General features: G+C 74.1%; 11 protein-coding genes. 4 read left to right on the plus strand and 7 right to left on the minus strand.

The genetic code is table 11. From position 1 onward, the window contains the following. Positions 1–162 precede the first annotated feature (162 nt). Positions 163–810, minus strand: coding sequence for a TetR family transcriptional regulator (locus AB0K17_RS12825; RefSeq protein ID WP_365965642.1), 648 nt, complete (start codon positions 808–810; stop codon positions 163–165). 262 nt (positions 811–1,072) lie between these two features. On the opposite strand from AB0K17_RS12825, the gene AB0K17_RS12830 reads away from it, so the two are divergent. Beyond that, positions 1,073–1,876 carry a VOC family protein gene (locus tag AB0K17_RS12830; RefSeq protein ID WP_365982975.1) on the plus strand — a complete coding sequence of 268 codons (804 nt, stop codon included), beginning with the start codon at positions 1,073–1,075 and terminating at the stop codon, positions 1,874–1,876. A 225-nt stretch (positions 1,877–2,101) separates the two neighbouring features. Next, a complete protein-coding gene (locus AB0K17_RS12835) occupies positions 2,102–4,630 on the plus strand; it encodes a PQQ-binding-like beta-propeller repeat protein (RefSeq protein WP_365982976.1) in 2,529 nt (842 codons plus the stop codon). Positions 4,631–5,009: 379 nt separating this feature from the next. On the opposite strand, the gene AB0K17_RS12840 is transcribed toward AB0K17_RS12835, so the two are convergent. The 3 genes from AB0K17_RS12840 to AB0K17_RS12850 are packed head-to-tail and all read right to left on the minus strand — an operon-like array spanning position 5,010 to position 7,394. After that, on the minus strand, positions 5,010–5,777 hold the full coding sequence (locus AB0K17_RS12840) for an enoyl-CoA hydratase/isomerase family protein (RefSeq protein ID WP_365982977.1): 768 nt from the start codon (positions 5,775–5,777) through the stop codon (positions 5,010–5,012). After that, the gene (locus tag AB0K17_RS12845; RefSeq protein WP_365965639.1) at positions 5,774–6,238 is read right to left on the minus strand and encodes an OB-fold domain-containing protein; all 465 of its coding nucleotides are present in this window, start codon (positions 6,236–6,238) and stop codon (positions 5,774–5,776) included. Before AB0K17_RS12845 ends, AB0K17_RS12840 begins: the two co-directional genes overlap by 4 nt. Positions 6,239–6,242: 4 nt before the next feature. After that, on the minus strand, positions 6,243–7,394 hold the full coding sequence (locus AB0K17_RS12850) for a lipid-transfer protein (RefSeq protein WP_365965638.1): 1,152 nt from the start codon (positions 7,392–7,394) through the stop codon (positions 6,243–6,245). 114 nt (positions 7,395–7,508) lie between these two features. Here AB0K17_RS12850 and AB0K17_RS12855 point away from each other — a divergent pair, with 114 nt between their 5' ends. Further along, positions 7,509–9,191, plus strand: coding sequence for an AMP-binding protein (locus AB0K17_RS12855; protein WP_365982978.1), 1,683 nt, complete (start codon positions 7,509–7,511; stop codon positions 9,189–9,191). A 61-nt stretch (positions 9,192–9,252) separates the two neighbouring features. Here the strand turns inward: AB0K17_RS12855 and AB0K17_RS12860 are convergent, their stop codons facing one another. From AB0K17_RS12860 to AB0K17_RS12870, 3 genes are all read right to left on the minus strand, one after another. Next, on the minus strand, positions 9,253–9,498 hold the full coding sequence (locus AB0K17_RS12860; RefSeq protein WP_365982979.1) for a hypothetical protein: 246 nt from the start codon (positions 9,496–9,498) through the stop codon (positions 9,253–9,255). Between the two features lie 372 nt (positions 9,499–9,870). Continuing rightward, positions 9,871–10,152, minus strand: coding sequence for a hypothetical protein (locus AB0K17_RS12865; protein WP_365965635.1), 282 nt, complete (start codon positions 10,150–10,152; stop codon positions 9,871–9,873). 321 nt (positions 10,153–10,473) lie between these two features. Continuing rightward, positions 10,474–13,404: a BTAD domain-containing putative transcriptional regulator gene (locus AB0K17_RS12870; protein ID WP_365982980.1), complete on the minus strand. Its 2,931-nt coding sequence runs from the start codon at positions 13,402–13,404 to the stop codon at positions 10,474–10,476. A gap of 155 nt (positions 13,405–13,559) precedes the next feature. Here AB0K17_RS12870 and AB0K17_RS12875 point away from each other — a divergent pair, with 155 nt between their 5' ends. Beyond that, positions 13,560–14,780, plus strand: a complete 1,221-nt coding sequence (locus tag AB0K17_RS12875) for an amidohydrolase family protein (protein WP_365982981.1) — start codon at positions 13,560–13,562, stop codon at positions 14,778–14,780. The last annotated feature ends 59 nt before the right edge of the window (positions 14,781–14,839 follow it).

A 14,839-nucleotide genomic window follows, 5' to 3' on the forward strand; every position in this document is an offset into this window, starting at 1 on the left:
TTTTTTTTTGTTTGGGGGGGGTTTTTTTTGGGGGGGGGGGGGGGGGGGGGGGGGGGCCCCCCCCCCCCCCCGCCGCCGTGATGACAGGACGCGCAGGGGTGTTCGACCGTCCGCCGTACCAGGTGGCGGAGCGTTACTGCGGGACGTGCCGCCCGCGGGACGTCACTTCGTCGGCTTCTTGCCGGTGATGCCCAGGTGCACCAGGAGTGCCAGGTTCGGCTTGAGCTCGGCCTGCTTGACGCCCCAGCTCTGGAAGCCCTTCTGGTGGGAGGCCACGGCGGCGAGCATCGCGACCAGCGAGCCGGCGACGGCGGCGGGGTTGATGTCCGCGTCCACCTTGCGCTTGGTCTGCAGCTCCTTGATCGAGTCGGTGAGGGAGTTGGTCACCGCGTTGAGGATCTTCATGCGGATCTTGTAGAACCGCTTGTCGCCCTCGGCGGCCCCGAGGTCGATGACGCGCAGGATCGCGTCGTGCCGGCGCCAGAAGCCGAGGAAGCCGTCGACCAGTTCCTCGGCGGCCTGCCACCCGGCCTTCCCGACCCAGCTGCGCCCGGCCACCAGCTCGGTCAGGCTCGCGCCCTCCTTGGCCATCTCCTCGGCGATCTCGAGGACGGCGCCCTCGACGTCGGGGAAGTACTGGTAGAAGGTCGCGGGCGAGGTGCCGGCCCGGCGGGCGACATCGATGACCTTGACGTCGCGGTACGGCGACGAGCTGAGCATTTCACCGAGGCAGTCGAGCAACTTCTGCCGCGTCGCCTGCCCGCGGCGGCCGGCCACCCGGCCGTCGACGGTGCGTACTTGTCCTGTCATGCCGTCAGCTTACCGAGGGGTGATCGGAGCGCGATTCGGCCGCATGCAAATGGGGGCGGGGGTGCCAAGTGGGGTGAAAGTGCAGGCCAGGAGGGGTGTGCAGGGGTGAGGAGACAGTTGAAGCGGATTGGCCCGTACCGGTGAATTGTCCTATCAACACGCTGTGGACCCCCTCGTCCACAGCCCCTGTCGACCGGTTGTCCACAGGCCGCGCGGGATCCGTGATCCGGCTCTACGGTGGCACCAGGAGAGGAGCTGGGACATGAGCACAGCACCGGACGGATTCCCGGAAGGCACCCCGTGCTGGGCCGACGTCATGCTGGCCGACGTCGAGGCCGGCAAGCGCTTCTACGGCGAGATCCTCGGCTGGACGTTCGAGGACAGCGGCGGTGAGTACGGGCACTACACGCAGGCCTTCCACGGCGGGAAGAACGTCGCAGCCCTCGCCCCCAAGCCGGACGGGCGCATGCCGACGGCCTGGTCCGTCTACTTCGCCTCGCCCGACGCCGCCGCCACCGGCGACCGGATCCGCGCCGCCGGCGGCCAGATCGTCATGGGGCCCATGGCAATCGGTCCCTTCGGCACGATGCTCATGGCCGCCGACCCCGGCGGAGCCGTCTTCGGCGTCTGGCAGGCGGCCGCCCACAAAGGCTTCGAGAAGCGCGGGGAGCCGGGCTCCTTCGGCTGGACGGAGGTGTGGACGTGGGACGCCCCGGCCGTGGACCCCTTCTACGAGTCGGTCTTCGGCTTCACCACGCACGACGTCAGCGAGGAGGCCGCGACCGACTTCGCCCTGTGGACGCCGACCGGGGCGCCCGGGACGCCCGACCGGGCGGTGGGCGGCCGGGTGGTCATGGACGACCGCTATCCGAGGGAGATGCCCGCCCACTTCCTCGTCTACTTCGTGGTCGACGACTGCGACGAGGTCGTGCGCCGGACACTCGGCCTGCACGGGCGGGTGCGCCTGGAGACCCAGGACACCCCCTACGGCCGGTTCGCGGTGCTCGCCGACGACCAGGGAGCCGACTTCGCCGTCATCGACGTCTCCACTCCGGGACGGGAGTGACCACCGAGGAGTAAGTGGCAGGAGCAGAGAAGGCCCGAAGGGGCGGGGCGTCGCGGATGGCGGGATTTCGCCCCATATGACGGAGACACGGCGAAGCGTGCCCCGGGTTCGCAACCGGGGGCTTCGCCAGGAAGAATCAGGGTGCGTACCCCGGGATAATTTTCGCGGTGAGACGCTGCACGGGGCTGGAAAACCTTTCAAGCCCCACGGGGAGGTGGCAGGTCAGTGGTGGAGCAGCTTACGCAGCACGACCCGAGACGGATCGGCCCGTTCGAGGTGCTCGGCCGTCTCGGCGCCGGCGGCATGGGGCTGGTCTATCTCGCCCGCTCGGCGTCCGGCCGGCGCGTGGCGATCAAGACGGTGCGCACGGAGCTGGCGGAGGACCAGCTCTTCCGCGTCCGCTTCACCCGTGAGGTGGAAGCGGCCCGGGCGGTCAGCGGCTTCTACACCGCCGCCGTCGTCGACGCCGACCCCCGGGCGGCCGTGCCCTGGCTGGCCACCGCCTACGTCCCGGCCCCCTCGCTCGAGGAGATCGTCAACGAGTGCGGGCCCCTGCCGGCCCAGGCCGTGCGCTGGCTCGCCGCCGGCGTGGCCGAGGCCCTCCAGTCGATCCACGGCGCCGGCCTGGTCCACCGGGACCTCAAGCCCTCCAACGTGCTCGTCGTGGAGGACGGCCCCCGCGTCATCGACTTCGGCATCGCCTCCGGGGTCTCCAACACCCGGCTGACCATGACCAACGTCGCCGTCGGCACGCCCGCGTACATGTCGCCCGAGCAGGCGCGCGACTCCCGCAGCGTCACCGGCGCCAGCGACGTCTTCTCCCTCGGCTCCACCCTCGTCTTCGCCGCGACCGGGCACGCCCCCTACCACGGCGCCAACCCCGTCGAAACGGTCTTCCAGCTGCTGCGCGAAGGCCCCGATCTCGGCGGGCTGCCGGACGAGCTGCGCCCCCTGATCGACTCCTGCATGCAGACCGCCGCGGAGAACCGGCCCAGCCCGGCCGACCTGCAGTCCCAGCTCGCCCCCCACCTGTTCGCCGCGAACGGGGACGACGACAGCGGTACGGCCTCCGCCTGGCTGCCGCCCAACGCCGTCACCCTGATCGAGGAGCGCCGGGCCGGTCACCGCCCCACCTCCTCCGGCACCGCGACGGGCGGCCGCAGCGGCGGCAACCGCTCCGCCGTGCCGCCCCGCCCGACCCGGCCGCCGGCCCCCGAGCCCGCCGCGGGGTACGAGCCCTCCGGCGCCCACGGCGGCACCGGCTGGGCCGCCGGCAGGCCGCCCGCCCAGGGCCCCGGCAGGGCAGGCGCCCCCGACCCGCGCAGCGGCCTGAGCGGGCCGCACGGCCTCGGGAGCGGCCCCGCGGCCGCCTCCGGCCGGCACGCGGCAGCCCCGGCCCCCGCGCCCGACGGCGTCGTGCGCCTGGCCGGCTCCCAGGTGCCCATCGGGCCCGGGCTGCGCGTCGCCGACGCGCGCGAGCCGCACGCGCTCGCCGGCACCGGCCAGGCCACCGGCTGGGTGCGCCCCCCGTCCGGCCTGCCCACGTCCGGCGCCCCGGCCCCCTCCCTGCCCGTGCAGGCCCCCGCCCCGGCCGCCGAGGCCGCCACCAATGGACAGGCCGAGCCGGGGCGGTGGCGGCCCTGGCGGTTCCGCATGTCCAACGACGTGTGGGGCACGCCCGTGGTCGCCGGCGACCTGCTGTACGTCACCTCCTTCGAGGTGCACGCCCTGGATGTGGCCAGCGGACGGCGCCAGTTCAAGACCCGGGACGTCGCCTGGGCGATGGCGGTGACCGAGGGCCGCATACACGCCTCCGACGGCCCCACCCTGTACGCGCTGGATGCGACCGACGGCGCCGAGCGCTGGCGGCTGGCCACCGACGGCTGGGTCTACTCCCTCAAGGCCGACCGCGGCACCGTCGTCACCGGCACCCGCGGCGGCGGCGTGCAGGCGTGGGAGGCGGCCAGCGGCGAGTTGCTGTGGGAGATGGGCGGAGCCCAGACCGACTTCGAGACCCCCGACTGCGGGCCGCAGATCCACGACGGCACGGTCTACGTGTGGGCCGACGCCCGGCTGCGCGCCCTGGAGGCCCGCACCGGCGCCGAGCGCTGGTCCTACCCCGTGGGCGACGCGGCGGCCTGCGGCGGTGTGCCCGTCCGGCTGCTGTGCGCCCCCGACGGCGTCGTGTACGTGGCGGCGGGCACCCGCGTGCTCGCCATCGATGCGGCCCGCGGCGACGTGCGCTGGCGGTTCGAGGCACCGGCGGTCTTCCTCGGCCCGCCCGCCCACGCCCCCGGCTCCGCCGTCACCGGCGGCGGCGTGTACATCGCCGACTACCTCGGCACCGTCTACGCCCTCGACGCCGCCACCGGCCGTGACCGCTGGCGCATCGCCACCGAGGCCCGCCAGTCCACCGAGCCGGTGCTCGTCACGGGCGGGGCGGTGCACCTGGGCAGCGGCAGCGCGCTGTACACGCTGGACGCGGTCACCGGCACCCCCAAGTGGCGCTTCGCCGCCGGCGGCGAGATCGTCGGCACGCCCGTCGTCGCCGACGGCCGCGTGCACTTCGGCTCCGCCGACCACTGCCTGTACACGCTGGATGCCACGGGCGGCCAGCTGCGCTGGAAGCTGGCCACCGGCGGGGAGATCACGGGTTCGCCCGTGGCCGCCGGGGGAGTGGTGTACGCGTGCAGCAAGGACCGCTGCGTCTACGCGCTGGACGCGGCCAAGGGCACCGGCCAGACCCGGCGCTGACGCCCCCGCCCCGGGACGGCCTGCGCGCTGGGGCCCCGGGATCCGGGCGCGGCACGGCTCTTCGTCTGCCGGCGTCGTGGCTTGTCGCGCCCACGCGGTGGCAGCCGCAGCGCGCGCCCCTTGCAGGGCGGACGCACCCAAGGGCTGTCCGGCGGATCGTGCAGTGCCCCGTAGGGGCGCGGGATGGTGACGATCTGCGGCTGCGCCGCGTGGGCGCGATCGGCCGGCGACGGCTCGTAGCTGCCACGCCACCCCGGGGGCCGACTGCGGGCACGTCGTGGCTTGTCGCGCCCACGCGGCGGCAGCCGCACATCGACAACGCCCCGCGCCCCTTACGGGGCGCCGTGGTGGCCCTTGGCGACGATCCGCCGCACGCGTCCTAGCGCAGCCGGTGCTCGTCGGTGCGGGATGCGAACCTGTGGGCCTGGGCGGCCGGGGGCAGGTTGCCCGGGCCGATGAGGTGGGGCGCCAAGGACAGGGCGTGCGCCCGGGTGGCCTCCTGGGCCGCCCACAGCGCCCGTACGGTGCCCTGCACCGGTTCGGTCGGGTACGAGGCGATGACCGCCGCCGCGCGCAGGGCCGCCGCCGTGGCCCCGCCCGGCGCGGTGACCTCCGTGACCAGCCCCGTCTCGTACGCCCGCCGGGCGGACAGGCGTTCGGCCGTGCCCATCAGTGCCATGCGTGCGGCCTCGCCGAAGGGCATGCGCTGGGCCATGTACACCGATTCGTAGGCGCTGACCATGCCGTAGCTGGTGTGCGGGTCGAAGAAGGAGGCGTTCTCCGAGGCGATGACGAACTCGGCCTCGCCCAGCAGGTAGAACGCTCCCCCGCAGGCCATTCCGCCGACGGCGGCCACCACCGGTTTCCACAGGTCGCAGGACTTCGGGCCGATCGAGCGCAGCGGATCGTCCACCGAGTAGGGCGAGGCCGGTTGCGGGATGTCGGCCGAGCGGTCGAAGCCGGTGCAGAAGGCCCGGTCGCCGGTGCCGGTGAGGACCACCGCCCGTACGGACTCGTCGTACCGGAAACCGTGCCAGGTGGCGGTCAGTGCCTCGGCCGTGTCCGGGTCGATGGCGTTGTGCCGCTCGGGGCGGTCCAGGGTGACCAGGGCGACGCCGTCGTCGCGCCGTTCGACGCGCAGGGTCATGAGTGCTCCAGTTGCCAGCGCGGCAGGTGCACCCCCGGGGCGATCTCCGCGAAGACCACCTTCACGGGTGCGCCGATGCGCAGCCGGGAGCGGTCGACGGAGCCGAGCGGGGCGGTGGGGGAGGCGACGAGGTTGCCGACCAGCCGGATGCCGGGGGCGTCGCCCAGTTCGACGAGGACGACGTCGTACGGGGCGTGCTCGGCGTAGCCGGGCAGCAGGGGAGGGTGCGGCAGGACGTAGGACCAGATGCGCCCGCGTCCCGACATCCGGCGCCACTGGGCGGCGAAGGAGTGGCAGTGCGGGCAGCAGGGCCGGGGCGGGAAGCGCAGCCGGTGGCAGTCGGCGCAGGACTGGACGCGCAGTTCGCCGCGCGCCGCGAACTCCCAGAACGGGCGCCCGTCGTCGTCCGGTACGGGCAGCAGCAGGCCGTTGTCAGTGGTGCCCCTCATCATGGAGGACATGAGCTCAACTCCTCAGCAGCAGAGCCGACGTGGGGACGCCCTCGCCTGCCGTGACCAGGCAGGTCGCGGCGCCGGGCACCTGCGCGGTGGAGGTGCCGCGGAGTTGTCTGACGCCTTCGTTGATGAGGTTGAAGCCGTGGACGTACGCCTCGCTCAGGCCGCCCCCGCTGGTGTTCAGGGGCAGCCGGCCGCCGAGTTCGAGCGCACCGCCTTCGCCGAAGGCCGCGCCCTCGCCGCGTCCGCAGAAGCCATAGCCCTCCAGGGAGAGCGGGATCAGCACGGTGAACGCGTCGTAGATCTGGGCGACATGGATGTCCGCCGGACCGAAGTCGGCGTTCTTCCACAACTGCCGGGCGGCCGTCCAGGACGGGCCGGCCAGGGGGTCGTCGGTCCAGTAGTTGACCATGCCGTGGTGCTGGGCGGGCAGCCCCTGGGCGGCGGCGTGCACGAGGACGGGGCGCCGGCGGCAGTCGCGGGCGCGTTCGGCGGAGACGACGACGCAGGCCAGGGCGCCGTCGGTCTCCAGACAGTTGTCGAACAGGCAGAGGGGTTCGCTGATCCAGCGCGAGGTCATGTACATCTCGCGGGTCAGCGGCCGGTCGTACATCACCGCGGCCGGGTTCTGGTTGGCGCGGTTGCGGCAGGCCAGGGCGACGTCGAAGAGGTGGTCGCGGGTGGCGCCGTACTCGTGGAGATACCGGCGGGCCAGCATCGCGATCTCGTCGACGGGCCGCAGTAGGCCGTAGGGCCGGGTCCACTGGGCCGGGGTCGGCAGCTGGTTGACGGTGTCGCGCCAGGGGCGTGGGCCGGAGCCGCGTTTGCGCGAGCGCCAGGCGACGCCGACGGTCGCCTGCCCGGTGGCGATGGCGGCGGCGAGGTGGGCGACGGTCGCGCACGAGCCGCCCCCGCCGTAGCCGACGCGGGAGAAGAAGGTGACGTCGCCGGCGCCGATGGCCTTGGCGATGTCGACCTCGTCGGTGTTCTCCATGGTGTACGAGGCGAAGGCGTCGACCTGGGAAGGGGGAATGCCCGCGTCGTCCAGCGCGGCGAGGATGGCGCGGCAGGCCAGTGTTTTCTCGGATTCGGGGAGTTGTCGGGCGAAGGGGGTCTGGCCAATGCCGACGATTGCGGTGGTGTCCTTGAGCGTTGCCGTCATCGCCGCCTCCGTGCTGTCGATGCTGACAGCGCGGAAGGCTATCGCTAATCTGACGGACAGTCAGCTAGTGGTGAGCGGGGCGTACGGCCCGCGGCCGGCCGGGGAGGGCGTGCGATGCACGATGACCTGGGGACCGACGCGATACCCGACGCGATACCCCGACTCGTCCGCCGCGCAGCCGCGCGGTACGCCGGACACGAGGCCGTCGTCGACGGCCGCACCCGGATCACCTACCGCGAGCTCGGCGAGCGGGTGGAGCGGGCGGCCGCCGCCTGCGCCGCCGCCGGCATCGAGCCGGGCGACCGGGTCGCCGTGTGGGCCCCGAACAGCCTGCACTGGATCGTCTCCGCCCTCGGCGCGGTCTCGGCCGGCGCCGTGCTCGTCCCCGTCAACACCCGCTTCAAGGGCGCCGAAGCCGCCCAGGTGCTGGCGCGGACCCGGGCCCGGCTGCTCTTCGTCACCGGCACCTTCCTGGGCACCTCCTACGTGGCCGCCCTGCGCAGCGCGGCCGGCGAGCGGCCCGGCCCGCCCACCGCCGCCGGGCCACCGCGCCGCCGTGCCGCCGAGGGCGGGTCCGCGCCGGCGGGCGCGCCGCTGCCCGGGCTGCCGCACCTGCGCGAGGTGGTCGTCCTGGCCGGCACCGCACCGGCGGACCTGCGCACCTGGCGGGAGTTCCTCGCCGCCGGACGCGCCGTGCCGGCCGCCGCCGTACGGGCCCGGGCCGACGCGGTGGGGGCCGACGCGCCCTCGGACATCCTGTTCACCTCGGGCACCACGGGCGAGCCCAAGGGCGCCGTCATCACGCATGGGCAGACGCTGCGCACGTTCGCGGCCTGGAGCGAGCTGGCCGGGCTGCGGGAAGGAGACCGCTACCTCGTCGTCAACCCGTTCTTCCACACCTTCGGCTACAAGGCGGGGGTCATCGCCTGCCTGATGCGCGGCGCGACCATGGTGCCGCACCCGGTCTTCTCCCCGGAGGCGGTGCTGGCCGCCGTCGCGGCCGAGCGCGTCACCGTGCTGCCCGGCCCGCCGACGGTCCTGCAGGCCCTGCTGGACCACCCAGCGCGCGACACCTACGACCTGTCGTCCCTGCGGGTGGTGGTGACCGGTGCCGCCGTGGTGCCCCGGCGCCTGGTCGAGCGGCTCCACGACGAGCTGGGCGTGGCCACCGTGCTCACCGCCTACGGCATGAGCGAGGCCACGGGCGTGGTCACCATGTGCCGGCGCGGCGATCCGGTGGAGGTCGTCGCCGGGACGTCCGGCCGGCCCCTGCCGGGCACCGAGGTCAAGGTGACCGGCGCCGACGGGCGGCGCCTGCCGCCCGGCCGGCCGGGGGAGATCCTCGTGCGCGGGCCCCAGGTGATGTCCGGCTACTTCGAGGACCCCGGGGCCACCGCCCGCGCGGTGGACGGCGACGGCTGGCTGCACACCGGTGACGTCGGTGTCCTGGACGCCGACGGCAACCTCCGGGTCACCGATCGGGTGAAGGACATGTTCATCGTCGGTGGTTTCAACGCCTACCCCGCCGAGATCGAGCAGGTGCTGGCCCGGCACCCGGGCATCGCCGACGTCGCCGTCGTCGGCGTGCCGGACGCGCGGCTGGGCGAGGTCGGCAAGGCCTTCGCCGTGCGCCGCCCGGGCGCGCCCGAGCCGGTCACCGCGCAGGCGCTGATCGCCTGGGCGCGGCGGGAGATGGCCAACTACAAGGTGCCGCGCGACGTGGAGTTCGTACCGGAGCTGCCGCGCAACGCCTCCGGCAAGGTGCTCAAGAGCGCCCTGCGCGAGCGGACACGATGACGCCCGCCGCCCGTGGCGGGCGGCGGGCTCGTCGTGCAGCGGCGGTCGGCTGCCGCGGCGGTTACCGCGGCGGCAGGTTCGCGTGGTCGTCCGCGCCGCCCATCGCGTGGTCGTCGGCACCACCCATGGCGTGGTCGTCCGGGGCGACAGGCGCTACGGAGGTGCTCGCCTGCGCCTGTCCGGCGCTGTGGTCGTCGGCGGCGGCCGGCACCGTGGCGATGACCGCCGCGGCAGCGGCGAGGCCGAGCACGGCCAGGCCCTTCCTGCCGTGCGTCAGGGTGCGGATGGTCTTGGGGGTGCGGTGCATCGGCCTCTCCTCTGTCCGGGGGTCGCGCTGTGGTGCGTACGCGTGTGGGTCGGTTGTCGGTGCGTCGGTCTGTCTCACGCCGCTGTGCGTGGCGCCGTTGTGCATGGCGCTGCTGTGCGTGAAGCGGCCGCAGGGGCCGGCGCCGACGGCTCCCCCTCCCTGCCGCCGACGCAGGCCCCTGCGGTGTTCCCCTTACCGTTCACCGGTTGCCGGTTCTTCCTGTCGGCCGGCCCGCGGGTCCCCCGTCGTTCCCCCGTGGATCCCCCCGTCGATCCCACCGGCCGGCCTGCAGGAATCCCCTGCTCCCGGGTTGTACAGGCTGCTTCCGGCCCCCCGACCGGAAGCAGCCCCGCTCTGTGTTCCGCTCTCAGGTCAGAAGGGCTTCTCCGACCCCGCGTGGTCGTCCATCAGCTTGAAGGCCGGCGGGCTGCCCGCGTGGTCGTCCATCAGCTTGAGGGCGGGCGGGCTCCCCGCGTGGTCGTCGGCCATGGTGAACGCGCGGGTGCCGCCCGCGTGGTCGTCCTGCGGCGTCTCCCCCGTGGACGCCGCGGGCGCCGTGGCGGCCTGCGCGGCGGTGCTGATCGGTGCGCCCGTTGCCTGGTCGTCCTGCGGCGTTGCCGCTACGGGCGCCTTGCGTACGTTGTCGTCGCTCATATTCATCTACTCCGTGCAGTGCGAGTCGTTACGGGCTCTGGGGAGGTTGTGCGGACCCGCCCGGCGACTCCCCCGAGAACCGCCGGACGGGCATCTTCAGGGTTGTGACGCCCTGAGGTGAGGCCTCACCCACGACCCGCCTGCCCCCCGACGCGACGGATCGACATCCCTTAGATTGACGCGTCACGATAAACGATCGATGAACGGGCACGTCCAGGGCTTTTTGCGGCCCTCCGGCGGCCCCCGGGCGGCCTCCGGAGCCCCTCCGGAGCCCCTCCGGTGCCCCTCCCGGATGCACCCCGGGAGGCGCGCCGGGAAGACCTACGCCGCCGCCACGACCGCGAGCAGCCCGCGCACCTCGGCCGCCTCCGGGGCGTCCAGGCGCTCGAAGGCGGCCAGCGCCTCCGTCCAGCAGGCGTGGGCGCGGCCGGGCTGCCCCAACTGGTCCAGGCAGCGTCCCAGCACCGTCAGCACGTTGCCGCGCCGCCAGTCGCCGCCTATGCCGCGCAGCTGGGCCAGGGCCTGCTCGGCCTGGGCCGCGCCCTGGGCGGACTTGCCGGCGGCCAGGTAGATCTCGGCCGTCCGGAACAGCGTGAGGCCCACCCACAGCCGCTGCCGGTTGTCGCGGAAGACGGTCAGCGCCTCGTTGAGGCGGTCCAGCGCCTCCTGGTGCCGTCCGACGTGGGTGAGGGCCAGCCCGTAGGCGTACAGGCCGTTGGCCAGTCGCCAGGAGACGTTGACCTCGCGGTAGATGGCGAGCGCCTGCTCGGCCAGGCGCACCGCGGACTGCACGCGCCCGGTGTCCTGGTGGACGCGGGAGAGGTTGCTCAGGGCGCTGGCCTCGCCGGGCCGGTTGCCGTCGGCGCGGAAGGCGGCGAGCGCCTCGCTGATGTACGCCTCGGCGTCCTCGTGGCGGTGCTGGTAGATGGCGGTGATGCCGCGGTTGTTGGAGGCGTAGCAGCAGGGGATGGGGTCGCCGTTCGAGCGGCCCAGCAGGACGGCGCGCCGGGCCTCCTCCTCGGCCGGGTCGAACTGGCCGGACCAGTTGAGCACGTGCGTGAGGACGGTGCGCGCCCGTCCCTCGGCGCGGCTGTCGCCGGCGGCGCGGGTGGCGGCCAGCAGGGCCCTGGCGGCCTGCTCGTACTGCCGGGAGTCGGCGCCGGACTCGGCCAGGTCCTTGGCGGCCAGCAGCAGGTCGACGGCGCGGCGCAGGGTCGCGCCGCCGCTGTGCGCGTGCTGCCGCGCGCAGGCCAGCAGGCAGCCGGCCTCCGAGAAGAGCCAGTCGGTCGCGGCGCTGCGGTCGCTGAAGGACAGCCCCGGGTGGGTGGTCGGCGTCAGGTGGCTCAGCAGGCGGTCGCCGGGGCGTTCGAGGACGTACACGCCGGCGGCGGTGGCGAGGTAGAAGTCGAGCAGGCGGGAGAGGGCCGCGGCCCGCTCGGCCGGCGGGTGCTCGTCCCGCTCGGCGCAGGAGCGCGCGTAGAGGCGGACGAGGTCGTGGAAGCGGTAGCGGCCGGGTGCGGCGGACTCCAGCAGGGAGGTGTCGACGAGGGACTCCAGGAGCTCCTCGGTCTCCTCGTGGCCGAGGTCGAGCACGGCGGCCGCGGCGGCCAGCGAGATGTCGGGCCCGTCGGCGAGGCCGAGCAGGCGGAAGGCGCGGGCCTGGGCGGGTTCGAGCTGGCCGTAGCCGAGTTCGAAGGTGGCCTTGACGGCGAGGTCGCCGGCGCGCAGCTCGTCCAGGCGGCGGCGTTCGTCGGCGAGCTTGCGGGCGAGGACGGAGACGGTCCAGGTGCGCCGGGCGGCGAGCCGGGAGGCGGCGATGCGGATGGCCAGGGGCAGGAAGCCGCAGGCGGCCACGACGTCCATGGCGGCGTCGCGCTCGGCCTCCACGCGCTCGGGGCCGACGATGCGGGTGAAGAGCACGAGCGCCTCGTCGGGGCTCATCACGTCGAGGTCGACCAGGTGGGCGCCGGCGAGGTCGACCATGCGGCTGCGGCTGGTGACGAGGGCGGCGCAGCCCTCGTTGCCGGGCAGCAGCGGGCGTACCTGGGCGGCGTCGCGGGCGTTGTCGAGCAGCGTGAGCACGCGGCGGCCGTCGAGGGTGGAGCGGAAGAGGGCGGCGCGCTCCTCGACGCCCTCCGGGATCGCGGAGTCGGGGATGCCGAGGGCGCGCAGGAAGGAGCCCAGCACCGCCTCGGGCTCGGCCGGCACGGGGCCGGTGCCCTGCAGGTCGACGTACAGCTGGCCGTCGGGGAAGTGGTTGCGGGCCGCGTGGGCGACGTGCACGGCCAGCGTCGTCTTGCCCACGCCGCCGATGCCGGCGACGGCGGAGACGGCCATGATGCTGCCGTCGGCCGTGGCCAGCTGGTCGCTGAGCTCGTCGACGAACGAGGTGCGGCCGGTGAAGTCGGGCACGGTCGCCGGCAGCTGCGCGGGCCGTACGAAGGCGGGCCCGGCGCCGGCGCGGTCGCCGGTCAGCTGCACGTTCAGGGCGCTGTCGGCGTTGAGGATGCGCTGCTGGAGCTCGGAGAGCTCCTGGCAGGGGTCCACGCCCAGCTCGTCGGCCAGCAGGCGGCGGGTGTCGGCGTAGACGGCGAGGGCCTCGGCCTGGCGGCCGCTGCGGTACAGGGCGAGCATCAGCAGCTCGCGCAGCCGCTCGCGCAGCGGGTGGGCGGCGGTCAGGGCGGTGAGCTCGGAGACGGCGTCGGCGTGCCCGCCGACTTCGAGGTCGAGGTCGAGGCGGGTCTCCAGCAGCGTCAGCTGCCACTCCTCCAGGCGGGCGCGCTGGGTCTCGGCGTACGGGCCGGCCAGGCCGGCCAGCGGTTCGCCGTCCCACAGGGCGAGGGCCTGGTTGATCAGGTCGCGGGCGCGGGAGCGCTCGCCGTTGCCGCGCGCCTTGTCGGCCTCGGCGGCCAGCCGCTCGGCCCGGTCGATGTCCAGCCCGCCGGGCCGGACCCGTATCGCGTAGCCGCCGGCCTCGCTGACCAGGGTGTCCGCGTCGGGGCCGAAGGCCTTGCGCAGCCGGGAGGCGTAGGTGCGCAGCGCGGCGAGGGCGGCGTGCGGGGGCTCCTCGCCCCACAGGGCGTCGACGAGCTCGGGCGCGGTGGCGGTGCGGCCGCCGCGCAGCAGCAGCGCGGCGAGCAGCGCGCGCTGCTGGGGTGACCCGGTGTGGAGCGCTTCCTCGCCGCGCCAGGCGCGGACGGGGCCGAGCACGGTGAAGCGCAGCTGCTGCCCGTGCCCTGTGTCGCCGGCCATCGTGACCCCCTGCCTGTCCTGCTCGGTCGCACCGGCCAGTCTGCCTTGTTCCGCGGCTCGGCGTCAGAAGGCGTCCGGCCCTCTGCACACGGTCCGCCGTGGACCGGAGCACCGGGTTACTGACGGTTCGTCAGATCGGCGCTAACGTGTCGGCCATGGCGAGCTTCCCCAAGATAATCTCGGTGGACGACCATGTGGTCGAGCCCCCCGACGTCTGGCGGGACCGGCTACCGGCGAAATTCCGTGACGCCGGGCCGCGCGTCGTGCGGGCGCCGGTCGAGGGGATGACCTTCCGCGGCGGCCGGTTCACGCCTGTGATGGGCGCGCAGGGAGGCGAGGGGCCGCCGGCGGACTGGTGGGTCTATGAGGATTTGTGCCGTCCTTTGACGCGGCTGGATTCCGCCGTCGGATGCTCCAGGGACGAGGTGAAACTGGAGGGGATCACCTACGAGGACATGCGGCCGGGCTCGTACGCCGTCGCCGAACGGCTGGCCGACATGGACGCGAATCATGTCCAGTCCTCGCTGTGCTTCCCCACCTTCCCGCGCTTTTGCGGCCAGACCTTCGCCGAGGCCGCCGACCACGAGCTGGCGCTCGCGTGCGTGCGCGCCTACAACGACTGGATGGTCGAGGAGTGGTGCGGCCCCGCGGCCGCCGGCCGGCTCATCCCGCTGACGCTCGTCCCCCTGTGGGACGCGGGGCTCGCCGCCGAGGAGGTGCGGCGCAACGCCGCCCGGGGCGTGCGGGCCGTGTGCTTCTCCGAGATACCGCCGCACCTGGGTCTGCCGTCCGTCCACGGCGACGGCTGGGACCCGTTCCTGCGCGCCTGCGACGAGACCGGCACGGTCGTCGCCATGCACATCGGTTCCTCCTCGCGGATGCCCTCCACCTCCGCCGACGCCCCGCCGGCCGTCGGCTCGGCGCTCACCTTCGCCAACTGTTGCTTCTCTCTGGTCGACTGGCTGATGTCCGGGAAGTTCGACCGCTTCCCGGGCTTGCGCGTCATGTACGCCGAGGGGCAGATCGGGTGGATCCCCTACATCCTGGAGCGGGCGGACACCGTCTGGGAGGAGAACCGGGGCTGGGGCGGAGTCGCGGAGAAGGTGCTCACCCCGCCGTCCGAGCAGTTCGCCCGGCACGTGTACGGCTGCTTCTTCGACGACGCCTTCGGGCTGCGCAACCTCGCGGCGATCGGCGAGGCCAACGTCCTGTACGAGACCGACTACCCGCACTCCGACTCCACCTGGCCGCGCTCCCGTGCGGTGGCCGAGGAGCAGATGGCGCACCTGCCGCGGGAGGCGGTCGAGCGCCTGGTGCGGGGCAACGCGATCGAGCTGCTGGGGCTGACCCCCGAGGGGCTGTGGGCCGGGGGCTGAGGGGCGGGGGCCGAGGGGCGACCCCGGTCACCCTTGACGGTCGATGTGACCGGTGCCAC

It is taken from the genome of Streptomyces sp. NPDC049585 (assembly GCF_040675615.1).
In the GTDB taxonomy this organism is placed as follows: Bacteria; Actinomycetota; Actinomycetes; order Streptomycetales; family Streptomycetaceae; genus Streptomyces; species Streptomyces luteosporeus.

Excerpts from the sequence above, each read along its gene's own strand:
- AB0K17_RS12850 (WP_365965638.1), bottom strand. The coding sequence starts at position 7,394 with ATGACGGCAACGCTCAAGGACACCACCGCAATCGTCGGCATTGGCCAG.
- AB0K17_RS12870 (WP_365982980.1), bottom strand. The coding sequence starts at position 13,404 with ATGGCCGGCGACACAGGGCACGGGCAGCAGCTGCGCTTCACCGTGCTC.
- AB0K17_RS12855 (WP_365982978.1), top strand. The coding sequence starts at position 7,509 with ATGCACGATGACCTGGGGACCGACGCGATACCCGACGCGATACCCCGA.
- AB0K17_RS12845 (WP_365965639.1), bottom strand. The coding sequence starts at position 6,238 with ATGTCCTCCATGATGAGGGGCACCACTGACAACGGCCTGCTGCTGCCC.
- AB0K17_RS12860 (WP_365982979.1), bottom strand. The coding sequence starts at position 9,498 with ATGCACCGCACCCCCAAGACCATCCGCACCCTGACGCACGGCAGGAAG.
- AB0K17_RS12830 (WP_365982975.1), top strand. The coding sequence starts at position 1,073 with ATGAGCACAGCACCGGACGGATTCCCGGAAGGCACCCCGTGCTGGGCC.
- AB0K17_RS12865 (WP_365965635.1), bottom strand. The coding sequence starts at position 10,152 with ATGAGCGACGACAACGTACGCAAGGCGCCCGTAGCGGCAACGCCGCAG.
- AB0K17_RS12875 (WP_365982981.1), top strand. The coding sequence starts at position 13,560 with ATGGCGAGCTTCCCCAAGATAATCTCGGTGGACGACCATGTGGTCGAG.
- AB0K17_RS12840 (WP_365982977.1), bottom strand. The coding sequence starts at position 5,777 with ATGACCCTGCGCGTCGAACGGCGCGACGACGGCGTCGCCCTGGTCACC.
- AB0K17_RS12825 (WP_365965642.1), bottom strand. The coding sequence starts at position 810 with ATGACAGGACAAGTACGCACCGTCGACGGCCGGGTGGCCGGCCGCCGC.